21 protein-coding genes are annotated in these 22,927 nt (G+C 32.1%); 5 read left to right on the top strand and 16 right to left on the bottom strand.

Annotation, left to right across the window (positions count from 1 at the left end):
- Window positions 1–47 precede the first annotated feature (47 nt).
- From ACVCXO_RS05580 to ACVCXO_RS05590, 3 genes are read right to left on the bottom strand one after another with little or no spacing between them, the layout of a single operon-like run.
- Window positions 48–1,658: a vitamin K epoxide reductase family protein gene (locus ACVCXO_RS05580; RefSeq protein ID WP_452228610.1), complete on the bottom strand. Its 1,611-nt coding sequence runs from the start codon at window positions 1,656–1,658 to the stop codon at window positions 48–50.
- A gap of 41 nt (window positions 1,659–1,699) precedes the next feature.
- Complete coding sequence (locus ACVCXO_RS05585) at window positions 1,700–4,336, bottom strand: CHAT domain-containing protein (protein ID WP_452228611.1); 2,637 nt, start codon at window positions 4,334–4,336, stop codon at window positions 1,700–1,702.
- 20 nt (window positions 4,337–4,356) lie between these two features.
- Complete coding sequence (locus ACVCXO_RS05590) at window positions 4,357–4,893, bottom strand: hypothetical protein (RefSeq protein WP_452228612.1); 537 nt, start codon at window positions 4,891–4,893, stop codon at window positions 4,357–4,359.
- Between the two features lie 83 nt (window positions 4,894–4,976).
- Here ACVCXO_RS05590 and ACVCXO_RS05595 point away from each other — a divergent pair, with 83 nt between their 5' ends.
- The 4 genes from ACVCXO_RS05595 to ACVCXO_RS05610 all read left to right on the top strand — a co-directional run bounded on the left by ACVCXO_RS05595 (window position 4,977) and on the right by ACVCXO_RS05610 (window position 10,328).
- Entirely contained in the window at window positions 4,977–5,540 is a 564-nt protein-coding gene (locus ACVCXO_RS05595; protein ID WP_452228613.1) for an RNA polymerase sigma factor, read from the top strand.
- Window positions 5,537–6,337 (top strand): tetratricopeptide repeat protein, encoded by an 801-nt coding sequence (locus ACVCXO_RS05600; RefSeq protein ID WP_452228614.1) that lies wholly within the window; start codon window positions 5,537–5,539, stop codon window positions 6,335–6,337. The genes ACVCXO_RS05595 and ACVCXO_RS05600 overlap by 4 nt, the downstream gene beginning before the upstream one ends.
- 200 nt (window positions 6,338–6,537) lie before the next feature.
- Window positions 6,538–9,522 carry a T9SS type A sorting domain-containing protein gene (locus tag ACVCXO_RS05605; RefSeq protein ID WP_452228615.1) on the top strand — a complete coding sequence of 995 codons (2,985 nt, stop codon included), beginning with the start codon at window positions 6,538–6,540 and terminating at the stop codon, window positions 9,520–9,522.
- The gene (locus ACVCXO_RS05610; protein ID WP_452228616.1) at window positions 9,522–10,328 is read left to right on the top strand and encodes a DNA/RNA non-specific endonuclease; all 807 of its coding nucleotides are present in this window, start codon (window positions 9,522–9,524) and stop codon (window positions 10,326–10,328) included. The genes ACVCXO_RS05605 and ACVCXO_RS05610 overlap by 1 nt, the downstream gene beginning before the upstream one ends.
- 39 nt (window positions 10,329–10,367) lie before the next feature.
- On the opposite strand, the gene ACVCXO_RS05615 is transcribed toward ACVCXO_RS05610, so the two are convergent.
- From ACVCXO_RS05615 to gcvP, 4 genes are all read right to left on the bottom strand, one after another.
- Window positions 10,368–11,216, bottom strand: a complete 849-nt coding sequence (locus tag ACVCXO_RS05615) for a glycosyltransferase family 2 protein (RefSeq protein ID WP_452228617.1) — start codon at window positions 11,214–11,216, stop codon at window positions 10,368–10,370.
- Between the two features lie 58 nt (window positions 11,217–11,274).
- Window positions 11,275–11,796 (bottom strand): methyltransferase, encoded by a 522-nt coding sequence (locus ACVCXO_RS05620; RefSeq protein WP_452228618.1) that lies wholly within the window; start codon window positions 11,794–11,796, stop codon window positions 11,275–11,277.
- Window positions 11,797–11,847: 51 nt separating this feature from the next.
- Window positions 11,848–12,906 carry a 3-oxoacyl-ACP synthase III family protein gene (locus ACVCXO_RS05625; RefSeq protein WP_452228619.1) on the bottom strand — a complete coding sequence of 353 codons (1,059 nt, stop codon included), beginning with the start codon at window positions 12,904–12,906 and terminating at the stop codon, window positions 11,848–11,850.
- Between the two features lie 94 nt (window positions 12,907–13,000).
- Complete coding sequence (gene gcvP / locus ACVCXO_RS05630; protein ID WP_452228620.1) at window positions 13,001–15,853, bottom strand: aminomethyl-transferring glycine dehydrogenase; 2,853 nt, start codon at window positions 15,851–15,853, stop codon at window positions 13,001–13,003.
- 188 nt (window positions 15,854–16,041) lie between these two features.
- On the opposite strand from gcvP, the gene ACVCXO_RS05635 reads away from it, so the two are divergent.
- Window positions 16,042–16,881: a hypothetical protein gene (locus ACVCXO_RS05635; RefSeq protein ID WP_452228621.1), complete on the top strand. Its 840-nt coding sequence runs from the start codon at window positions 16,042–16,044 to the stop codon at window positions 16,879–16,881.
- Here ACVCXO_RS05635 and ACVCXO_RS05640 read toward each other — a convergent pair.
- From ACVCXO_RS05640 to ACVCXO_RS05680, 9 genes are all read right to left on the bottom strand, one after another.
- Window positions 16,849–17,112, bottom strand: a complete 264-nt coding sequence (locus tag ACVCXO_RS05640) for a hypothetical protein (protein ID WP_452228622.1) — start codon at window positions 17,110–17,112, stop codon at window positions 16,849–16,851. The two genes, ACVCXO_RS05635 and ACVCXO_RS05640, sit on opposite strands and share 33 nt — an antisense overlap.
- Before the next feature lie 2 nt (window positions 17,113–17,114).
- Entirely contained in the window at window positions 17,115–17,669 is a 555-nt protein-coding gene (locus tag ACVCXO_RS05645) for a sigma-70 family RNA polymerase sigma factor (RefSeq protein ID WP_452228623.1), read from the bottom strand.
- A 49-nt stretch (window positions 17,670–17,718) separates the two neighbouring features.
- Window positions 17,719–18,621: a TIGR01777 family oxidoreductase gene (locus ACVCXO_RS05650; protein WP_452228624.1), complete on the bottom strand. Its 903-nt coding sequence runs from the start codon at window positions 18,619–18,621 to the stop codon at window positions 17,719–17,721.
- A 4-nt stretch (window positions 18,622–18,625) separates the two neighbouring features.
- Window positions 18,626–19,057: a hypothetical protein gene (locus tag ACVCXO_RS05655; protein WP_452228625.1), complete on the bottom strand. Its 432-nt coding sequence runs from the start codon at window positions 19,055–19,057 to the stop codon at window positions 18,626–18,628.
- 3 nt (window positions 19,058–19,060) lie between these two features.
- On the bottom strand, window positions 19,061–19,486 hold the full coding sequence (locus ACVCXO_RS05660; RefSeq protein WP_452228626.1) for a hypothetical protein: 426 nt from the start codon (window positions 19,484–19,486) through the stop codon (window positions 19,061–19,063).
- Between the two features lie 8 nt (window positions 19,487–19,494).
- The gene (locus ACVCXO_RS05665) at window positions 19,495–21,531 is read right to left on the bottom strand and encodes a M3 family metallopeptidase (RefSeq protein WP_452228627.1); all 2,037 of its coding nucleotides are present in this window, start codon (window positions 21,529–21,531) and stop codon (window positions 19,495–19,497) included.
- Window positions 21,532–21,882: 351 nt separating this feature from the next.
- Window positions 21,883–22,359, bottom strand: coding sequence for a 5-(carboxyamino)imidazole ribonucleotide mutase (gene purE, locus ACVCXO_RS05670; protein ID WP_452228628.1), 477 nt, complete (start codon window positions 22,357–22,359; stop codon window positions 21,883–21,885).
- 13 nt (window positions 22,360–22,372) lie between these two features.
- Entirely contained in the window at window positions 22,373–22,747 is a 375-nt protein-coding gene (locus ACVCXO_RS05675) for a type II toxin-antitoxin system death-on-curing family toxin (protein WP_452228629.1), read from the bottom strand.
- Window positions 22,744–22,923 carry a hypothetical protein gene (locus ACVCXO_RS05680; RefSeq protein WP_452228630.1) on the bottom strand — a complete coding sequence of 60 codons (180 nt, stop codon included), beginning with the start codon at window positions 22,921–22,923 and terminating at the stop codon, window positions 22,744–22,746. The genes ACVCXO_RS05675 and ACVCXO_RS05680 overlap by 4 nt, the downstream gene beginning before the upstream one ends.
- Between the last annotated feature and the right edge of the window lie 4 nt (window positions 22,924–22,927).

The following is a 22,927-nucleotide window of genomic DNA, read 5'->3' on the forward strand; positions in this document are numbered from 1 at the left end:
AATATTGTTCAAAACGCGAAACCCTTTTTATTAAGGGTTTTGCTGTTTTATAGTGTTTCTTGTAATTGATTTGTGTTTATAGTGCAAGACTCGTTTAGGTCTTCTATAAAATATATTAAATCACTTCTGTCATACGCTTTTGGAAATGACTTGCCATTAATTAATATTTCTGGTGTAAAATTGATGTTGTTCTCTAAACACCAATTATTTTCTGTTTCCAGGATGTCTCTATAAATATCTGCATTGGCAGGTTTCTTCCATGTTGTTAACCAGGGTGTTGCATCTGCATTATTGTAAATGTCATGCATGGCCTCTAAACATTTTAGTTCTCCTTCGGTATGAAATAATTCTAATAACCTGCTAGAAACTAATACACCATTACTTTCTAAATTACTTGTGTTTATGTTGAATCGAACCGTAATGTTCACTTCATTGTGATGTGATCTTAAAATCGTTTCTGCTAAATTATGCACGTTTTTACAATGTCCGCAAAAAGGGTTTGTGATTATCGTAATGTTTAAAGGAGCATTCTTGTTTCCTAAAATTATTTCAGAAGTATTCTCAATTACTGGATTTAAAGTTGCCGATTGTTGTAGCAGCGTATTAAATAAATCAAAATTTCTTTTAAATTTATTAGCGGTTATTCTTAATTTTTTAAAGGCTTGTTCTTGCTTTAATTTGGAATTAATAAACAACCAGACAGATGCAATTATAATAAAGGAGAACCCTATTAATAAAGCGGTTTCCATACGGAATGCATTAAAATTAGATGGTGTAAAAAAGAAAACGGAAGCTTGCAAGGCCAAAACGGAAGCGATAGCTAGGCAAAGTACACACCAATTTTTAGCTGTTTTTATTTGATAGTAAACGGAGTATATAATTATTGGAGTAGCAGCTAAACTTATAATATATAATGCATTTAAAGTGGTGTTTGTTATGCTTAGTAAAAGAGAAGAAATACTAATAGCCACAAAATAAATAAGGCTGATATCGCTTAATTTTATGTCTTTATAAAGTGTTGCTCCTTTAGAGTTTAAAACCGCATTACAATTTGTTGTTTTACTTTCCTGGGAGCAAATGCTCTCTATTATTTTAGAGCTCAATCCCAAGTCATGCTGAACGATTAATAGGCTAACTCCAATTCCTATTAAGGATAAAATAAAATATAGGGATGCACTTAAGCTTGGATTTGAAATGAAAAATAGGATGCCAAATAATACTAAGGAAATAGCAAATAATAGCTTTTGAATATTGGCAGTACTTTCTTGACTTGTAGTTTTTGTTTCGTCTTTTTCTATAGCGACTATAATGCCTGTAAACTGCTCTAAAAAAGGGATTTCAGAAATGGTTTCGTTTTCTTTATTACTAGATATGGTTTTGTATTTCTTACCTTTTTTTACAACTAACGCAAAATCGGTAACCTCATTACGTTTTATTTGTGCGATAAAACTATTCGGTAATTGTTCTAGAGTTTCTTTATCTGTAGGAACTCTAATAGCAATATTTTCAATATCAAAATGGCTTAACACACCGGTTATGGCATGTAGACTAGGATACGAAGGATGGCTTTGTATTTGGAAATCTAATTCGTCTCCATCTATTTTAATTTTATTTTTTTGAAGAAGCGATTGTACTAAAAAGGATAAAGTGTCTTTCAAAATAATTAAGAATTAGTTGTTTTCTTAATTGTTCCAGAACTCTAGGACTTGTTACCCACGATTTTTAATTTTTTTAGAATAAAAAATAAGAATATGAATAGAAAAACACTTAAAATAATGTAATACAGTGTGTTATTGCCGGAATAAATTGCGGAATTATCACCAATTAAAATTAATGTAGACCAATAATAAGGGGAAGTTTCACTTAAAGAATGGGAATGTAAATAATCTAATTTAGCTTGCCTTAACGAAGCGCTTTTTGTTTTGCCATCTTTAACATATTTATAAAAGCTAGTCGTTATTGCTGCATTAGATTTATCGTTTACATTCCAAAGCGAAGAGATTACGCTATTGGCACCAGAATAAAAGAAACCACGTGCTAGACTAAAGACGCCTTCGCCAGATTTTATTTCTCCTAAAGAGCTATTACATGCATTTAGAACGACTAATTCGGCTTGGTTTTTTGTGGTGTATAATTCGTTTAGATATAGTTTGTTATTTTTAAATGCAATCCATGGGGAAATGGAATCATTAGCGTTAGCGTGTGTTGCTAAATGAATGATTTTATATTTATTAATTTCTTTAAAGAAATTGGTTTTATTCGCAGAAGTGTCTACGAATACTTTTCCGTTTAATAGTTGGCTTATGGTTTTTGCTTCATCCTCACTTCTTGGTAAGGTTTTAAGGTTGTCATAAGTAAAAGATTTTGGAGCAAAAGCTATAAGCTCTTGTTTTGCATCTCGATTCAGTTTTTTATTTTTTTCTAAAAACGATAAGGAATAGGTATAGGATATTTCAAAGTCTTCAATCAAGTATCTATTGTCTTTTTTTAGACTTTCAAAAGGTAGATTCTGCAGGGTGTAATCGGAGACTATTATTAATTTGTTTTTTAAGATGTCCTTGTCTTTAAAAGGGAATAAATAACTACAAAGTTGCTGCGATAATTTTTTATAATTTTTAAGTTCTTCTGAAGTATTTAGTGGTTTTTGTAAGAGTTTTAGATATTTGTTAATTTCTGTTTCTAGGCTTTCTGTATCGTTTAATTTAAAAAGTCTGACACTGTTTTTAGTGATGGTTAAAAGGAAGCCTTCCTCTTTGTTTACTATATATTCTAGTATGGTAGTATTTCCATCTAAACTATTTTTAATAACATCTATAGTGGTAACTGCAATAGTTTGTTTAGAAGAATAATATTCTGGATAGGTAGAAACTAAAGATTCTTTAAAGCTATTGTATTCAATTTTTAAACTATGATATTCATCTTTTAATGCCTTGTTGAAATTTTTATTTAATTCATTTTCTATGGCGAAAATATCTTTCTTAAAATCTTGTTCTTTTTGTAAGATTTCTGAAGGAATTTTAGAACTCAATCGAAGTCTGTTTTGTTTAATGTTTTCAAGTAATAATAAGGCTTTGTTTTTTTCTATAAAATAAAATGCTTCTTCCGGTTTGTTGAGTTTAAAGCAAGCTTTTACACCTAGCATAAAAGTTTCTGAAGCTTCTTCTTGCCAAAGTAATTTGGATTGACTTTCATTACTTTCCATTCTAATTACATCTATAAGTTTATCTGCTAGAGATATGGTCTCATAAGCAACCTGAAGCATTTTTTTATCTTTAGATAGTGCTGTGTTTTCTAGGATATATTTAGACTTTTCTTTTAGAATTAATAAGGAGAGTGTTTTGTTTTTAGAAGAAGCAAGAGCTTTAAAGTTTGGAGAAAAAATAATTGCGCTATCTATCTTGGTTGGTACTGTTAACTGTAATGCTTGTTGTAATATTTTTAAAGCATCCTTTGTTTTTCCTATGTTAAAATAATACTCGGCTTTATTAATATAGAGCCTTGATATGTCTGTGTCTTTTTTTGCGTATTCGATTCCTTTATTGATGTAGAATAAAGCACTATCTTTTTTTTCTTTATTGTATAAAACGCCAAGATTATTATAGGATGATGCAATCGTTTCTTGGTTCTCGTTTTCTAAATCTTTTTTTAAATTTTTTAAATAATAGTACCTGCTTTTGTTAAAGTTATAGTTGAAATCACTTTTGTAAAATATACCGTATTCGTTATTTAATGAATACAGGTTAGTCGCACTTAAAGTGGTTATGGTACTTAACGAATCTACTATTTTAAGAAGTCTTTTGTTTTCAGCTATACTTTTAGTATTAGTTATTTTATGATTAAGTTCTATGTAGTTTAAGTAGATTCCTGGTAAACGTTTGGTAGTAAGCTTTTCGGGAATTTCTAAGCCTTTTTTAAAATAATTTACTGCTTGAAAATAATCACCTAATTCAATATGATTTCTAGCATTTTCACAGTATGCTCGATATGTTTTTTCGTCAATACTAAAGCTGTCTATTACTTTATTATATGCTTCAATAGATTTTCCATAATTTTTAGTTTTAAAAAAAAACAGTCCTAAATTAAATAGGCTGTTTTTTTGTCTTTCTAAGGAGAGATGTTTTTTGAATTTTACTTCTAGTAACCCATATTTAAGGGCTTTATTAAAGTCTCCTTTTTTGTTATATGTTAGTGAAATATCATGCGCTAGCTCTGCATATTTTGTTAACTTATTTTGTTTTTTGTATGCCGTTAGTAAGCTATCCTCTTTATTTTCTGTTTGTTGTGCAAATAATTCACAAAAAGAGAGTATGAAAAATAAAAAGACTAACTTTTTCAATATTATTCGGTTTCAGTAAATTATTCTATGCAAGGGTTGGAAGTTATACTAACTGCTACTCTATCGATATCAGGATCGTTTCCAACATGAATATCTTTTTCTGGTTCCGTGTTGCTTTGAGAGCATGCATAACAATTATAAGGAGGTGCCGGAATGGTATCGTCATTATAAGTTGCTGTGTCTAAAGTCCAAATTTCTTTATCTGGATTTGTGTTACAAATCGTTATATCCATAATACCTAGATAGGGTCTATATCTAGCTCTAGCATCTTGCTTTTTGGTTATAGTAAGGCCAGGTGTGAATTCTATTATATATAACATGGTTCCATCTGGTTGTCCGAGATCTACAGGATCCATTTCTCTACCAGGAGGAGTCCAACCTTGTGGTCTATTATTGATAGTAGTGGATGTGTTTGTATTTGTTTTTGTTATAGAAGAAGCTTCAGCCTTTTGGAATACAGTTTCTGCTTCATTTTCATTCACAAATGTTTCTTCAGTAGAGCATCCAATAAATAATACAAAGCTCAACGTTAATACTAAAATTAATCTTGTTTTCATTTTGTTCGTTTTTAAATTATAACTACTCGTTCCTAAATATATATATTTGTTACCCAATAATTAATTTTTTTTCAGATAATTAAATGAAAGACCCTAATTACTTTATCACTGGACTTAAAAAGAAGAATGAAAAGGTAATATTAGAAATCTACCAAGAAGTTTTTCCAAACGTAAAACATTTTGTGTTGGAGAATAAAGGGCAGCATGCGGATGCAGAGGATGTTTTTCAAAAAGCATTGCTGCAAATTATGGCACGTGTTCAAGTTAAATTCTTTGAAATCAACTCCTCTTTTGAAGCATATCTCTTTGTTGCATGTAAAAATTTATGGCGCCGTGAATTAAATAAACGAAAAAGGTTGGTAACAATTGATGCTATTAAGGAACAAGGAAGTGAAGAACGTGAATTAGCAAGAAGTATTTTAGAACAAGAACGTTGGGAATTCTTTCAAGAAAAATTAGAAGAGATCTCTGGGAATTGTAAAGAAATTTTAAAACGATTTTTTAATAAAATGCCGTATAAGCAAATTGCTGAAGAGTTAGACTATAATAGTGAATCTGTAGTGAGACAACGCGTTTTTAAGTGTAAAAACAAATTAACCGAAACGATTAAAAAAGACGTTAGATTTAAAGAATTAAAAGAACTATGAGCCTGTCTGAAAACCTACAAAACCAAGCAGATGATTATCTAAAGGATACCTTATCTATTCCTGCTAAAAAAGCCTTTGAACTGCTTTTACAAGAAAATGAAGAATTAGCAGACTATATTTCTATTAATAAAGAAATGCAGGCGCATTATAATGAAGAAGATTGGTCTTTTGTCGATCCGGATGAAGAAACTGTAGAATTGGAGTCTTATTTAAAAAGTAACGAAGCAAAAGCACTCCAAGCTTCTGTTAAAAAAGTAAATGATAGCTTTGTAAAGGAAAGACCTTTCAATAAAAAAAACTACTTCTCTTATTTAGCAATTGCAGCTAGTATAATTGTATTTGTAGGTTATTTTGTGTTTAGTGATTCGCCTACAAATCTAGAGGTCTATTCCGATTATAACGACTGGAGCAATTTGCCATCATTAACTTCTCGAGGAGATTCGGATAACATATTATTGGTTAATGGCGAAAAGGCATTTTTAAATAAAGAATATCAGGAAGCAGTAGTTTATTTTGAAGACTTTTTAACGACTACCAATACGAACGCAACGGCATTATTATATTATGGTATTTCTAATATAGAGCTCGGTAATTACGAAAAGGCTCTCGATGCTTTTAATCAATTAATTTCTAGTGAAACATTAGATAGATCTAAAGGGTATTGGTATAAAATGCTAACGTATTTAAAAATGGAAGACAAAGCAAATAGTATCAAACAACTAGAACTTATTGTTCAAGATTCTGGAAACTATAAATTTGAGGAAGCACAAGAATTATTAGAAAAACTTCGAGACTAAATGAACTATTTTAAAAAAAGCCTTTCTAATTTAGAAAGGCTTTTTTTTAAAATTAAGGCCTATTGCACATGTAAAAAGGGTGTATAGGTTCCAATCATCGGCTATACGTATCCTCTTAGCGAATAAGGTCTAAGAGTAATGTTAAATGATTTTTAATAGGGTTTTTGTGACTTACCTTCGCGCTCCCTAAGATTAATAGCATGTTTAAAACAACCTTATTACCAATAATGCTTCTTGCTTTATTGGCTCCTATTTATATGTTTTCGCAAACCGGTCCAGGTGGCGTTGGTAATGTATCTACAAATGGCTTATGGCTAAAAGTAGATGATTTAGAATTATTAGATGGAGAAGCCGTTTCTAATTGGCAAGATGCTTCAGGTAATAATAATGATGCAAATCAAACCATTGCCGGTGAGCAACCATCTTTTATTAGTAGCTCATCTTTTAATAGTTACCCAAGTGTGGACTTTAATGGTGTTAGAGATTATTTAAAAGTGGATGATGCCGATATTTTAGATGGTACTACTGGAATTACTTATTTTTCTATCTTTAGACCAAAAGGTCTTTATACAAGTAATAATGTGCACGCTATAGTTGGAAAGAGATTAACTTATAATGTTAATTCAAACTACGCGTATACCTTTTTTCTATATAATAATAAGCTTACAACCGATATTGTAACTTCAAACAATCGTTATACTAGTTCTGCATCTTTTTCTAATGATCAAAATTATATTTTAAGTTTTGATTTTGATGGAAGTAAACCTGCTAACTCTAGAAGTTCTATGTCTAGAAATGGAAGTGTTTTGTTAACAAGTACAGAAAGCAGTACGAGTATTATAAATTCAAATCAGCCCTTAACAATTGGAACCATGAATGTGGATTACAGTCGTTATTCAAAAGGTGAAATGTCTGAGCTAATTCAATATAATTATAAGTTGAATCAAGCAGAAACCATAATCGTTAATAATTATCTTTCCGCAAAATATAATATCGCATTAACTTTAAACGATCTATACAAACAAGACGATAGTGCTAATGGTAATTTTGACCATCATGTTGCAGGAATAGGTCAAGCATTAGATGGTAGTAAGCATTTAGATTCACAAGGATCTGGTATTGTTAGAATCCATACACCTTCCGCTTTAGCTAATGGAGATTATTTATTTTGGGGAGAAGACACCAAAGATTCTTCCTATAATTTTGTTACAGAAACCGTAAATTATAGAGAGCAACTAGATTCAAAATGGCGCGTTAGTAAAATTGGAAACCTAGGAACTGTAAATGTTAGTTTTAATATTTCCGCTTTAGATGTAACAAAAAAACAAAGTTGCCAACCATTACAATTAGTAGTAGGTAGTGATAGTGGTTTTTCTTCTGCAACAAGTTATGATTTAACAGTTTCAGGATCTACAGCAACAGTATCGGGAGTTTCTTTTTCTGATGGAGATTATTTTACATTACGCTATTTAGATCAAATTGTTTGGGATGGCATATCGTATTATAATGGTTCTGGTATTGGGAATGCACCAGGAGTAACAGACTCTTGTTTAAAATTAACAGTACAATCTGGAGCAATAGGATTGTTAAGTGAATCTGGGTATGTTAGAGAGGTTGAGGTTGAGTTAGGAGCAACATTACACGTTAATGATGGTTTACTATTAGAAGTTGAAAATGGGATATTAAATAATGGAACGATTACTTTTATAAAGGAAGCGCAATTAATTCAAAACCACACAGGAACATCTTTAAATTCGGGAAGTGGTGATTTAACCATTACGCAGGAAGGTTCTAATAATTTATATAATTATAATTATTGGAGTGCTCCAGTACATAGAAATGGTAATTGGCAAGTGAATTATTTAGAAACGGAAACGGCACCTATTGGGTTTACAACTAGTTATGATGCTAATCCGTTAGCTAGTCCAATGGAATGGAGTAGTCGTTGGTTGTACACTTTTAATGGCTTAGCCAATACGTATGCAGATTGGCATTATATCACACCAACAACACCAATTCTTCCGGGATTTGGTTACACCATGAAAGGTTCTGGAAATACATCTGTTTTAGAACAAAGATATACTTTTAAAGGTACAGCAAACGACGGAGATATATTTATAAATGTATTAGCAGGGGATGAAGTTTTAATAGGTAATCCATTTCCTTCTGCATTAGATGCTACGCAATTTATTAATGATAATCTTTCTGTAATAGATGGTTCCCTTTATTTTTATGAGCAATTTGCTTCCAATGATACACATGTATTATCCGAATATCAAGGTGGTTATGCAACCTACAATTTATTAGGATCTGTAAGTTCTCCTGCTCCAGTAAATGGAGGAGTATCCTCTAAAGGAAGTCCGAAAGATTATATTCCTGTAGGGCAGAGCTTTTTTGTTAAAGCGCATACAGATGGTGTCATTGTATTTAAAAATAGTCAACGTGCCTTTAAAAAAGAGTCTTCGGGAGATGCTGTTTTTTATAGAACGTCAGAAGAAGACGTTACAGATACTCGAATTAAATATTGGCTTAAGTTTAAAGACGCGGATAGTAACGAGTCTACCATTGCTTTGGGTTATGACACGAATGCTAATGCGGATTTTAATAATGGTTATGATAGTAAAACGTTTAATGCACTTTCTAATGAGATATATTGGGCGATTACAGAGGATGCGCTATGTATTCAAGGGCTTAATCGTTTTGATGTATTAGAGGAAATACCTTTAGGAATACATATTACCGATTCTGGTGCTTATACTTTTGAGATTACAGAAACCTTAAATTTCCCGGAAAATGAAACTATTTATTTGAAAGATAGTGAGACGAATATGTTTTATAATATAATAGATAACCCAATAACTTTAAATATAAACAGTAGTGTAGATGTCTCTCGTTTTTCAATAGTTTATCAAAATAATGAAACTTTATCTTTACAAGATTTTAATGCGAATCCAGTTTCCGTTTTTTATAATATGGAAAAAGAAATATTAGTATTAAATGGTATAGAAGATTTAAATGAGATTCAAAGTTTGCATATTTATAATTTGCTAGGACAAAATATAAAATCTTTAAGTAATGTGAATTCAGAAAATATAGATGTTTCCTTTTTAAATTCAGGAATGTATATTGCAGAAATTATGCAAAGTTCTGGTCGAAAAATAAAGCTTAAATTTATAAAACGGTAATGGCTAATAAAAAAGTATACTCTGTAATTGCTATCCTAATTCTTGTTGGGGTTTATGGATATGATGCTTATTTTGATAATGAAGTTAAAGTTGGTATCATAGAACAAGGTGGAACGGTAAAAACCAACACCAACGAATACTTTTTACCAACGAGTACCACAGGTCAGATTGTCCATCACGAAGGATATAGTTTAAGTTATAGCGAAGCACATGAACAAGCAGAATGGGTTGCCTATGAACTAAAGAAATCACACTTGTCAAGCACCAATTTTAAACGTCCTTATTTTGAAGTAGACAAAGCAGTGAAAACCAAAGCAGCACATTGGCGAAACTATAAAAAATCTGGTTATGATCGTGGGCATCTTTGTCCGGCAGGAGACAGGAAGTATAGTAAATTTGCACATGACGAAACTTTTTTAACTTCTAATATTTCTCCTCAAAAACATGACTTTAACGCAGGTATTTGGAATAGATTAGAACAAAAAACTAGATATTGGGCAAGTAAGTATGATGGTGTTTTTGTAGTTTCTGGAGGTGTTTTAAAAGGAAGTATGAAAACAATTGGTGCCGAAAAAGTATCGGTTCCAAATCAGTTTTATAAAGTATTGATTGATACGAATTCGGGGACAACGAAAGTACTTGCTTTCTTAATGCCTCATAAAGATTCTAAGGAGCCTTTATACAACTTTGTGGTTTCTGTAGATGAAGTGGAAGCATTAACCGGAATCGATTTCTTTAGCGAATTAGAGGATACTGTAGAAAATAAATTAGAAGCTTCAGCAGATTATAAAGATTGGAGTTTTTAGTATAATTCGGATGGCATGCTGAGCACAGTCGAAGAATCTTTAACTAAATTTATTCAAAATTCCTTCCCAACGCAATTTTCTAATAAAGGTACCTTGATCTTCGGTAACTAGATATTCTGTTTTATTGTTTTTCGCTTTGAAATAACCAGACATATAGTCTTGAAATAAAGTAAAACTCCCTTTTTTATATGCCAATTTTAACGCAGAGATTAGTGTGATTATAAATCCGTAACGCATTTTATACATCGCTTCTCCTTGCATGTGTTTAGATGCTTTATTATAGCTTATTCCAGTTGGTTTTAAATGCTTAACATGTAGCGTTTCATCGGTTAAAATTTCCCAATCGTAATATTTAGATAATAGCTCATCCACAGTGTCCCAACCCATCGAAGGTTTTAGTTTTCCTATTTGCTCAAAACAATCCTTTCTATAGGCTTTTAAAGCACCTCGAATATGATCTTTTCTGGTTAGGTTTTCTAAAATCCATTGGTTGTTTTTTTCAATGTAACAGAAACCAGCAGCCATTCCTAATTTCTTATTTGCATTAAAATGATTCGCTAATTGCTCTAAATAATTATTCGGAAAGATTAAATCTGCATCAAATTTACAAATCACATCATAGTTGGTATCTAGAATTTCGAAGCCTTTATAAAAAGCATTGATAATTTTAGTGCCAGGTAAATGGGCGTCTGAAGAATTAATATTTACAAGAGATATCCAGCTGTATTTGGATAAATAATACGAAACTATCTTTTGTGTTTTGTCTGTAGAATTATCATTTACAATCACAAGTTGCTTTGGACGCAACGTTTGATTGACCAAAGAAACTAAAGTTTTTTCAATAAACTTTTCCTCGTTATGTGCAGGAATGACAATGGATATATTCAAAGTTTAAGATTTAGAATGCAAAGTTATCTTATTTTTTGGAATTTAGTTTTTTGAAGTTTTATATGCGTTCAGCATACACAATATAATATCTAGGCGTAAACCAGCGTAGAATTGGTCGGATTCCTATTTTTTTGGTAGGATTAGTCCATTTTTGCCTATCTATAATTTTCCATCCTGTTTTTTCTAATAGCCAATCTAATTGCCAATCTTCAAACTCGTGGTAATGCCTGTCCCATTTGTCTGTTTTACTTCTATAAGCGGAAGAAAACCATAACCGAAGTGGAACACTTATCACTAGTTTATCTGCTTTTATAGCTTGTAAAACGGTAAAAGGAGAGAGTAGATGTTCAAAAATTTCAAAAGCAGTAACTACTGTAGCTTCTGTGTTTTTAATAGCAGAGGTATCTATGTCTAAATCTTCACCTTTTGTATTTTCAACAGAAAAACTATTCTCTTTTAATATTTTAGTAAACGGATTTGCTACACCTAAATCTAAAATAGATTCGGATTTAGAAATGTGTTTTTCTAAAAACTGATAAGTAAGCTTGTATCGTTTATGCGGAAATGTTTGTTCGTACATATTTATTTTCCACGTTAGTGAAAATCTTGTGAATTTAAGAAATCTTGCCTTTTAGTGCTTGTAAACTATTGCGTTAATATTCATTCCAGCGCCAACACTTGCAAACATAATGATATCTCCTTTTTTGATTTCTTGATTTTCCAGTTTACCTTTTAAAATCATATCATATAAAGTAGGAACCGTCGCTACGCTAGAATTACCGAGCATGCCTATAGACATGGGCATAATACCTTCTGGTGTTTCCATGTTATGAAGCTTGTAAAAACGATTTACAATCGCTTCATCCATTTTTTCATTTGCTTGGTGAATCAATATTTTTTTGACATCATGGATAGAATATCCACTTTTGTCTAAACAAGATTTTAATGCTAATGGCACGTTAGTTAAGGCAAATTCATAAATCTTTCTGCCATACATTTTAATGTATTTACGTTGGCTCGCATTTTCTAGTTTATTGGTTTCCCCAAAATAAATGAAATGCGCTTCGTCTAAGGCAAAAGTTGCAGATTCATGACTAATAATTCCTCCTTCTTCCGCAGATTCTTCAACAATAACTGCTCCAGCGCCATCACTATATATCATAGAATCTCGATCATGTTTATCTATAACTCTGGATAACGTTTCCGATCCGATAACCAAACAGCGTTTTGCTATTCCTGCCTTAATAAATGCATTGGCTTGTATTACTCCTTCAATCCAACCTGGACATCCAAAAAGTAAATCGTACCCAACACATTTTGGATTTTTAATTTGTAACAAGTGTTTTACACGAGAAGCTATACTTGGTACCGTATCACTTTGTTGGGTATTATGTTTTACGTCTCCATAATTGTGAGCTACAATAATATAATCTAAAGTCTCTTTGTCAATTTTGGCGTCAGCAATAGCCTTTTCTGCCGCATAAAAAGCAATGTCTGAATTTACCAATTCAGGCTTTGCGTAACGTCTTTCTTCAATTCCTGTTATCGCTTTAAATTTAGTAACGATAATTTCATTTGAACTGTTTATTTTAGAACCATCTGCATTTAAAAATTCATGATTATAAAAATCTTCATTTTTTTCTATAGTGCTTGGTATATAACTTCCTGTTCCGGTAATTTTGATATTCATAAAAAAAGGATTGCCTTTAATTGTTTATCCGCTAAGATAAGCAGTAAAAATTAAAGGCAATTTTAATTAATTAATTATTTACGATGTTCAACCGTTAGTTTGCGTCCATATATGCCTCAATAGGAGCACATGTGCATATTAAATTACGGTCTCCGTAAGCATCATCAACACGTCTTACGCTTGGCCAAAATTTATTATCCTGTACATATTCTAAAGGATATGCAGCAGTATCTCTTGTATAAGGGAAATCCCAATCATTAGCAGTTACCATGGCTAATGTATGTGGTGCGTTTTTTAAAGGATTATTTGCATCCTCTTTAGTTGCTAGGTTTATTTCTTTTCGAATAGAAATCATAGCATCACAAAAACGATCTATTTCTTGTTTGCTTTCACTTTCAGTAGGCTCAATCATTAAAGTTCCTGCCACTGGGAAAGATACTGTTGGTGCATGAAAACCATAATCCATTAAACGTTTCGCAATATCTGTAACTTCAATACCATTCGCTTTAAAAGCACGACAGTCCACAATCATTTCATGTGCTGCGCGACCACGTTCACCAGAATATAACGTGTCAAAATGACCCTCTAATCTCGTTTTAATATAGTTGGCGTTTAATATTGCTATTTTAGTAGATGCTGTTAATCCTTTTGCTCCTAACATTTTTATGTAACCATAAGAAATCAAACAGACTAAAGCAGATCCAAAAGGAGCAGAGGAAATTGCAGTAATAGCCTTTTTTCCTCCCGTTTTAATGATTGGATTTCCTGGTAAAAAAGGAGCCAATTGTTTTGCAACACATATTGGTCCAACGCCAGGACCTCCACCTCCATGGGGAATAGCAAAGGTTTTGTGTAAGTTTAAGTGACAAACATCTGCGCCAATATTTCCAGGATTGGTTAATCCTACTTGAGCATTCATATTTGCTCCATCCATATAAACTTGACCTCCATTATCATGGATAATTTTGGTGATTTCTTTTATAGAAGCTTCATAAACACCGTGAGTCGATGGATACGTTACCATTAAACAAGATAAATTATCTTTGTGTAAAATTGCTTTTTCACGTAAATCTTCCACATCTATATTTCCTTCATCTGTAGATTTTGTAACCACTACTTTCATTCCTGCCATTACTGCACTTGCTGGGTTTGTACCATGTGCAGAACTAGGGATTAAACATATGTTTCTATGATTGTCTTTACGAGATTCATGATATGCTTTTATGACCATTAAACCTGCAAACTCTCCTTGAGCACCAGAATTTGGTTGTAATGATGTTGCTGCGAAGCCAGTGATTTCTGTAAGTTGGTCTTCTAATTCTTTTAAAATAGTATCATAACCTCTAGCTTGTTTTAATGGCACAAAAGGATGAATACTTCCCCATTCTGATTGGCTTAAAGGTAGCATTTCTGCTGCTGCATTTAATTTCATAGTACAAGAACCAAGTGAAATCATAGAATGATTTAAAGATAAATCTTTACGTTCTAATTTTTTAATGTAACGCATTAATTCCGTTTCAGAATGGTGCGAATTAAAAATATCTAGTGTTAAGAAATCGGTAGTTCTTTGCAGTTCTTTGTCAATATTATTTGCTTCCGTAAAAGAAGAAATAGTAAATGCTTTTTTATCCGCAACTTTAGCAAAAACAGAAATGATCGTGTTTATATCTTTAACCGAAGTTGTTTCGTTTATAGAAATAGTTACCGTTTTTTTATCTGGATAGTAAAAGTTTACTTTTTTGTCTTTTGCTATTTTCTTTACTTTTTTAGCTTTGGTTTTAATTTGAAGCGTATCAAAATAAGAAGTATTAGTTTGTTTAAAACCTAACTTTTCTAGAGATTCAGCTAAAGCTGAAGCTGCATTATGCACTTGGTTCGCTATAAATTGTAGGCCTTTTGGACCGTGATATACAGCATACATTCCAGCCATAACGGCTAGTAATACTTGCGCAGTACAAATATTAGATGTTGCTCTATCTCTTTTTATATGTTGTTCTCGAGTCTGCAAAGCCATACGTAAAGCTCTGTTTCCGTTTACATCTTTAGTAACACCAATAATACGCCCAGGAATATCACGTTTGTAAGTTTCCTTTGTTGCAAAATATGCAGCGTGTGGTCCACCATAACCCATTGGGATTCCAAAACGTTGTGTGGTTCCAAGTACTACATCTGCACCAAATTTTCCAGGAGCTTCTAATTTTACTAAGCTTAAAATATCGGCTGCAACAGCAACTTTTATTTGTGCTTCATTCGCTTTAGCTATAAAAGATTTAATATCGGATACTTGTCCGTTTTTTCCTGGATATTGTAAGATTGCTCCAAAGAATTCCGAAGAAAAATCAAAAGTATTTTCATCACCAACAACAAGTTCTACACCAATAGGATTCGATCTAGTTTGTAATAAGGAAAGTGTTTGTGGTAAAATATTTTCAGAAACAAAAAACTTATGTATTCCTGCTTTTTTTTGTGAACGTTCTCTAACTGCAAATAATAAGCTCATGGCTTCAGCAGCAGCAGTACTTTCATCTAAAAGCGATGCGTTTGCAAGTTCCATTCCTGTTAGGTCCGTAATCATGGTTTGGTAATTTAGAAGTGCTTCTAAGCGACCTTGTGCAATTTCCGCTTGATACGGTGTGTAGGCAGTATACCAACCCGGATTTTCTAAAATGTTACGTTGAATAACTGCCGGTAAAATAGTTGGATGGTATCCTAAACCAATATATGTTTTGTAAACTTTGTTTTTTTTAGCAACCTCATTTAGGTATCCTAAATATTCTTGCTCACTCATGGCTGCCTCTAATTCCAGGTCTTTTTTTAATCTAATATCATCTGGAATAGTCTCGTAGATAAGTTGGTCTAAACTATCTACACCAATAGTTTTTAGCATTGATTTTTGGTCTTCTTCTCTAGGACCAATATGACGTAGTGCAAAAGCGTTTGTATTCATGCTTAAAAAGTTGTGTTAGATTCCCGCTTTCGCGGAAATTACAATTTATTGTTGGCCTTATTTAGTAAAAAATAAAGCGTGTTATTTTCAGGCGCAAAAATACGGAAATTATAAGGCATTTTAGTTTTGAATTATGAAAGTTTTTAACCAAATAACTTCTTTATTAACAGTTTGTGTAACTTTGCTATATGCGAATATTAAAACACCTTTTCGATTTTTATATAAACGCGAGTATTCATGTGGCTTTAAGTGTCTGTGCTTTAACGTGGATCACACTTTTAGAATTTGGGACTTCTTATGATACTACGGTGTTATGGTTTAATTTTTTTGCAACCATAACGGGTTATAATTTTGTAAAATACTTTGGCTTGGCAAAGTTTCATCATAGAAGTTTAGCAAATAAATTGAAGGTTATTCAGGTGTTTTCGTTTCTCTGTTTTGTGGCATTGTGCTATTATACTTTTATGCTAGAAATAAAAACATGGCTGTATATTGTGCTTCTTGGTGCTATTACTTTTTTTTATGCGATTCCTTTTTTACCAAGAAATATATTTGTGGATAGTAACCAAAACCTAAGGCAGATAGGCGGATTGAAAATTTATGTTATTGGTATGGTTTGGTGTGCTGTAACGGTATTACTTCCTGTTATAGATAATGAGATTGCTATAACTGCGGATGTTCTTTTAACTACTTTACAACGTTTTATTTTTGTTTTAGTACTTATGATTCCTTTTGAAATAAGAGATTTACAGTACGATAGTTTGAAATTATCTACCATTCCGCAACGTATTGGAATACGAAAAACCAAAATTATTGGCGTTTTATTGTTAGTTGTTTTCTTCTTGTTAGAATTTTTCAAGAATCAAACTAGTAGTGGAAATGTATTTATTTTAGGCCTATTTACACTAATAACTTTATTGTTTGTAGTATTGGCTAGAAAAAATCAGTCGAAGTATTATAGTTCTTTTTTTGTGGAAGGTCTGCCAATTTTAGGGCTAGTTTTGTTGCTCTTTTATGGCCTTAGATAGGTTTTGTTTTAAAGCCTCTTTTTCTTGTTTATGCATACATTCTACATTCGCATTATGCATTTTTTTGGTAAGCTTTTTATTGTTGCTTGAGTATTTTCTGCAAGCTTTGCAAAATGCTAGGTGAAGTGTGAGCTTCATTTTTTCTAAAAGAGATGCTTCTTTATATTGCGATTTATCACAAACATGATTTGCTTTTTCGCAAGCTTTATTTATATTCATTTGTGTATTCATAATTAAAACCAATTTTTCTCCATACAAGATGCCATTGCCGTTCTTGCTCTATGGATGATAACCCACAGGTTAGACGCTGTAATGTTTAGTTCATTACAAATAGTTTCGGTATCTATTCCTTCTATCGTTTTCATTTTAAAAACAGTGGCTTGTTTTTCGGGGAGTTTAGACAGACAACTATAGATAGCTTCGCCTAGTTCTTCGTTTTCGATAACACTTTCTGCATTTTTATCAAAGGGATCGGCAACACGTTCTTCTAGCCAGTCGCCTTCCGATTCTGTATCGCTATTATAGCTCATTCTAACTTCTGCTTTTCCTTTGTTAGAGTTTATTCTTCGGTAATAATCTATAATTTTTCGCTTTAAAATAGAAATTAACCAAGTACGTTCACTTGCTTCTCCTTTAAAATTTTTCATCGATTTTAAACCAGCAAAAAAAGTATCTTGAACCAAGTCTTTAGACAAATCTCTATCGTTAACACGAGAAATAGTGTAGTTGAATAGATAATCTGAATATAAATCAATCCACTTATTTGGATCTATTACGTGTTTTGGCATACTCTTTTTTTAGCTAATTTTGAACAAAAGTAAGCAAAAGGATTTATATCTAACCGATTAAGTTTTTTATAGCGGAAGTAATTGTTGGAAATTGAAATGTAAAACCACTTTCTAAAAGTTTTTTCGGCACCACATTTCTACTTTTTAAAATGAGTTCGGGTTCTGTTTGCATAAATAAAGCACCAATTTCTAGGATGAATTTCGGACTAGGAATGCCAATCGGAACGCCTAATGTTTTTCTAAAATCTTTCATCATCGTAGCATTGTCTGTTGGTTTTGGAACACAAAAATTATAAGCGCCTTTAGCATTTTCTTTATGAATTAGAAAATCTACAGCTCGTGCAAAATCGGTTTGATGAATCCAACTTACTTTTTGTTTTCCGCTGCCTTGTTTTCCTCCTAAACCAAATTGTGTTAGTTTTTTTAGCGGCACAAAAGCACCTTCGTCATTGCCTAATACGATAGAAGTACGTAAAACAATTTTTCTTGTTTGTGGGTTTTCTGTTTTGTAGAATGCTTTTTCCCAAACTTTTGCGACTTCGCTTTCAAAATCGTTTCCAAATACTGTGCTGTCTTCGGTTCTTTCTTCTGTAAAGGCTTCTTTATATATAGAAGTAGTGGAGGAGTTCATCCATATTTTCGGTGGATTTTCACAGCAGTCAATAGCTTGTCCGAGAAGTTGTGTAGAGACAACTCTAGATTCTTTTATTGCTTTTTTATTCGCATCTGTAAATCTGCAATTAATTGTTTTTCCGGTAAGGTTAATAAGTACATCTAAATTTTCAAGATGGGAAACCCAAGAATCTTCCATCGTTTTGGCATCCCAATAAATTTCATTTTCACGTTTCGGACTTCTGCTTAATATGTTTACAGAATAGCCTTTACTGGTAAAATGCTTTTCTAAGGTCTGACCAATAAAACCTGTTCCTCCAGCGATAAGTATTGTTTTCATTGTTTTAATGATTTGTTATATTCACAATAACTAAAAGCGAATAAACTACTGCGAAAAATACAAATAAAGTATTCATGAAATAGCTTCCGATTTTGAATATTTTTTTCTGCGGAATATCATACATAGGGTAATATGCGATTTGCGTTAATACCTTTCCAACCCAATAGGCAGCAATTAAACCCGTTAATGCAATTGCCAGATTCGTATGGTTTTTTAAATCCGAAGGTATTAGAATAGCAATTAATCCAAATGAAAAATTTAAACCTTGAATATATCTGCCATAGGTTTTTGCGATTTCTTGGTTTAAAGGCTTTAGCTGCTTTACATCCGTATACCAATCAAAAACGTGATGTCTTATGTACGGGTAAATTAATGCTGTGAAAATCTGACCAATTCCACCGAGAATAATAATCCAATTCGGAATGTCTAATTTCATATCTTAATCTCTATCAATAGTTACATTTACATGAATATCTTCTTTTTCCACTTGCTCATCAAACTTTAAAATAAAACGCGCTATCTTATCTGGATTGAGTTTACAGTTTTCTATAACCTTACTAGCTAAAAGTCTCCTTAAAAGCATTTTTCTAGTGAAGATAATCGATTTGGAGGTCAAGGAAAGCTTCTCATCTAAAAAAGTTACTTTCGCATAGCTCTCACCTCGTTTAGTCTCCAGATATTTCATGAAAATAATTTCTTCGCCATCCAAATCATAAAAAGAGGTGTTTACAGGATAACCTTCTGTCGATAAACATTCCGTTCCATCCACATAGATAACTCCTTTTTTAATTTTAATTTTTTGTGCTTGCATCATACTTATAGAAAGCATTAAAATTAGTATGGTCAATATGTGTTTTAGCTTCATGTTTTTTTTTATTTAATTAAACCAGCTCTTTTTAATAAAGCTTCAGGTTTTGGTTCTTGACCTCTAAAGCGTTTGTAAAGTGTCATTGGGTTATCTGTTCCACCTTGACTTAATACATTTTCTTTAAATTTAGTAGCTACGGTTTTGTTGAAAATACCTGCTTCTTTAAAATACTCAAAAGCATCCGCATCTAAAACTTCGGCCCATTTGTAACTATAATACCCAGAAGAATAACCGCCTTGAAATATATGTGAAAAGGCTGTACTCATACAATTTTCTGCAACGTCTGGAAATAATTGGGTATCACCAAAGGAAGCATTTTCGTGCGCTTTTACATTTGTGATTTTTGAAGGGTCTTCGGCATGCCAAGACATATCTAATAAGCCAAAACTTATTTGTCGCATGGTTTGCATACCTTCATGAAAGGTTGCAGATTCTTTTATTTTCTCCACCAATTCCATAGGAATTACTTCTCCTGTTTCATAATGTTTAGCAAAAAGTTCTAATGCTTCTTTTTCATAACACCAGTTTTCTAAAACTTGACTTGGTAATTCTACAAAGTCCCAAAATACACTGGTTCCAGATAAACTTGGATACGTTGTGTTGGCAAGCATACCATGTAATGCATGTCCGAATTCATGAAATAAAGTGGTTACTTCATTAAAGGTTAAAAGCGATGGTTTACTTTTTGTAGGTTTTGTGAAATTACAAACTATAGAAACATGCGGTCTATCATTAACACCATTTTTGATGCTTTGCGGTTTGTAACTAGTCATCCATGCACCATTTCGTTTTCCTTTTCTTGGGAAGAAATCGGCATAGAAAATAGAAACTAATTCGCCGTTTTCATCTTTTACTTTATAGGTTAAAACATCTTCGTGATATTTATCGATAGTATGAATTTCTTCAAATTGTAAACCAAATAATTTGTTCGCAATAGTAAAAGCACCTTCAATGACGTTTTCTAATTTAAAGTATGGTTTTAATTGTTCGTCGTCTAAGTTGAATAACTTTTGTTTTAGTTTTTCGGAATAATAACCAGAATCCCATTTTTGTAAGGTATCAATGCCGTCTAGCTCTTTAGCAAAATTCTCCAGATTCGTATATTCTAGATTTGCAGCTGGTTTTGCTTTTTCTAATAAGTCGTTTAAAAAACTTTTTACTTTTTCTGGCGTTTTTGCCATACGTTCTTCTAAAACAAAATGCGCATGTGTTTGATAACCTAAAAGATTTGCTCTTTTAAAACGAAGCGTTGCTATTTGTAAAACGTTATTTTGATTATCTAAAGCATCGTTATGAAACGCTTTACTTCCACCAGCTAATGACAGTTTTTCACGCAGCTCACGATTGTCAGCATACGTCATAAATGGAATATAACTAGGATAGTCTAAAGTAATAAGCCATCCTTCTTTTTCCTTAGATTCTGCGAGCTGTTTTGCAGCCTCTTTAGCGCCTTCTGGCAATCCTGCTAAATCGGCTTCCTTGGTAATTAGCATTTCAAACTTGTTGGTTTCTGCTAAAACATTTTCGCCAAACTTTAATTTTAGTTTGCTAAGTTCTTTATCTATAGCACGAAGTTCTTGTTTTTTGTCTTCGGCTAAATTGGCTCCGTTTCTAGAGAAACTTTTATATTTTTTATCTAAAAGCGTTTCTTGTTCTGTGCTTAAATTTAATTCCGCTTTTTTAGTATAAACGGCTTTTACACGTTTAAATAAATCTTGATTTAATGTTATGTCGTTCCCGAAATCGGAAAGTAAAGGCGAAACTTCTTGTGCGATTTTTTGAATTTCATCATTGGTTTCGGCAGAGTTCAGATTAAAAAATATGCTGGATATTCTATCTAATTGTTCGCCCGAAAAATCTAAAGCTTCTATGGTATTTTCAAAAGTGGGAGCTTCCGGATTAGTAACAATAGCATCTATTTCTGCTTTTGCATTTTTTATTCCTAGTGTAAAAGCAGGAAGGTAATCGGTAGTTGCTATTTTAGAAAAAGGAGCGGTTTGAAAGGCTGTGGTGAATTTTTCTGTAAGTATATTCTTGTACATCTTTTAAATTTATGTTAAATGTAGATTTTATTATGCATGCATAGCATGTAATCTCTATCTTTGTATTGATTTTTTCATATAAGAGCTGGTTACTCGTTGATAAAATTATTGATTAATAGCGAAAAACCTTGATGCAAATCAAGGTTTTTTTTATTTTTAAAAACACTTGATTTGCATTTTAACTGATTTATGTGCTTTTCATCTAAAAATCTGAATTGACTCTCCTTTTCATTAAGAATAACATGAAATAGTTGAACCTTTGCATAAGTTTTTTCATATGAGTTCAATCTCATGTTTAAGAAAATTGATTAATAGCGTTATAACCTCAAGAGCAATCTTGGGGTTATTTGGTTATAGACCTTTTGCAGATTCTATTACTTTAACTTTTAAGCTTTCTTTATACGCAATTACTTTATCTAGTACTAATTTATCGGAAGTTGCAATAATTTGTGCTGCAAGTATTCCTGCGTTTTTTGCTCCATTTAAAGCTACTGTCGCTACAGGCACTCCTCCAGGCATTTGAAGAATAGACAAAACAGAATCCCAACCATCTATAGAATTACTGCTTTTTACAGGAACGCCAATAATAGGAAGTGGCGATAAAGATGCAATCATTCCTGGTAAATGTGCAGCTCCTCCAGCTCCGGCAATGATAACAACAATGCCTTTTTTATGCGCGTTTTTACCATAATCGAACATTTTTTCTGGTGTTCTGTGTGCCGAAACAATATCTACTTCTACTTCTATATCGAAGCTTTTTAAAATATCGATAGCTTCTTGCATTATTGGAAGATCACTTTTACTTCCCATGATTACTCCTACTTTCATAAATTTTTGCGCTTTATAATTTAATATGTTTTACTAGCCACTTTTTTATAAATTCAAAATCTAGATTACCTCGTGAAGCTTCGATTACAAATTCGTACTTTTCATCCTCTGTTGCGTTAACTTCAAAACCATCCTCCTTTAAAACAGCTATCATAAAAGCGTAAGCCATTCTTTTATTTCCGTCAATAAATGGATGGTTAATAATGATACTTTCAAAAAGAGCAGCAGACTTATCAATTATTGTTGGATATAAATCTTTTCCATCAAAGGTTTGAAAAGGTCTGTTTAATGCCGAAAGCAATAAGTTTTCATCTCTTAATCCATAACCTCCTCCGGAAGCATCCGAAATGATTTTATTTAATTGTACTGCAAGATTTTTAGAAATCATTGCGCCAATCTTTTAAATAAATTTTCTTCTTTTTTTAGTAATTCAATTACTGATTTTTTTATTCTCAATTCTTTAGAACTTATTTCTTGAACAACATTTAAGACTTCATCTAAGTTTTCTTCAGGAAGCGTATCAATTAAATTCTTGATTTTTATTTTCTTTTCAATAACTGTCATAATG

This window comes from Lacinutrix sp. MEBiC02404, assembly GCF_053601575.1.

What these genes read in the sequence shown, in the direction of transcription:
- ACVCXO_RS05590 (WP_452228612.1), bottom strand. Translation starts at nt 4,893, where the DNA reads ATGAAAACAAGATTAATTTTAGTATTAACGTTGAGCTTTGTATTATTT.
- ACVCXO_RS05595 (WP_452228613.1), top strand. Translation starts at nt 4,977, where the DNA reads ATGAAAGACCCTAATTACTTTATCACTGGACTTAAAAAGAAGAATGAA.
- ACVCXO_RS05600 (WP_452228614.1), top strand. Translation starts at nt 5,537, where the DNA reads ATGAGCCTGTCTGAAAACCTACAAAACCAAGCAGATGATTATCTAAAG.
- ACVCXO_RS05605 (WP_452228615.1), top strand. Translation starts at nt 6,538, where the DNA reads ATGTTTAAAACAACCTTATTACCAATAATGCTTCTTGCTTTATTGGCT.
- ACVCXO_RS05610 (WP_452228616.1), top strand. Translation starts at nt 9,522, where the DNA reads ATGGCTAATAAAAAAGTATACTCTGTAATTGCTATCCTAATTCTTGTT.
- ACVCXO_RS05620 (WP_452228618.1), bottom strand. Translation starts at nt 11,796, where the DNA reads ATGTACGAACAAACATTTCCGCATAAACGATACAAGCTTACTTATCAG.
- ACVCXO_RS05625 (WP_452228619.1), bottom strand. Translation starts at nt 12,906, where the DNA reads ATGAATATCAAAATTACCGGAACAGGAAGTTATATACCAAGCACTATA.
- gcvP (WP_452228620.1), bottom strand. Translation starts at nt 15,853, where the DNA reads ATGAATACAAACGCTTTTGCACTACGTCATATTGGTCCTAGAGAAGAA.
- ACVCXO_RS05635 (WP_452228621.1), top strand. Translation starts at nt 16,042, where the DNA reads ATGCGAATATTAAAACACCTTTTCGATTTTTATATAAACGCGAGTATT.
- ACVCXO_RS05640 (WP_452228622.1), bottom strand. Translation starts at nt 17,112, where the DNA reads ATGAATACACAAATGAATATAAATAAAGCTTGCGAAAAAGCAAATCAT.
- ACVCXO_RS05645 (WP_452228623.1), bottom strand. Translation starts at nt 17,669, where the DNA reads ATGCCAAAACACGTAATAGATCCAAATAAGTGGATTGATTTATATTCA.
- ACVCXO_RS05650 (WP_452228624.1), bottom strand. Translation starts at nt 18,621, where the DNA reads ATGAAAACAATACTTATCGCTGGAGGAACAGGTTTTATTGGTCAGACC.
- ACVCXO_RS05655 (WP_452228625.1), bottom strand. Translation starts at nt 19,057, where the DNA reads ATGAAATTAGACATTCCGAATTGGATTATTATTCTCGGTGGAATTGGT.
- ACVCXO_RS05660 (WP_452228626.1), bottom strand. Translation starts at nt 19,486, where the DNA reads ATGAAGCTAAAACACATATTGACCATACTAATTTTAATGCTTTCTATA.
- ACVCXO_RS05665 (WP_452228627.1), bottom strand. Translation starts at nt 21,531, where the DNA reads ATGTACAAGAATATACTTACAGAAAAATTCACCACAGCCTTTCAAACC.
- purE (WP_452228628.1), bottom strand. Translation starts at nt 22,359, where the DNA reads ATGAAAGTAGGAGTAATCATGGGAAGTAAAAGTGATCTTCCAATAATG.
- ACVCXO_RS05675 (WP_452228629.1), bottom strand. Translation starts at nt 22,747, where the DNA reads ATGATTTCTAAAAATCTTGCAGTACAATTAAATAAAATCATTTCGGAT.
- ACVCXO_RS05680 (WP_452228630.1), bottom strand. Translation starts at nt 22,923, where the DNA reads ATGACAGTTATTGAAAAGAAAATAAAAATCAAGAATTTAATTGATACG.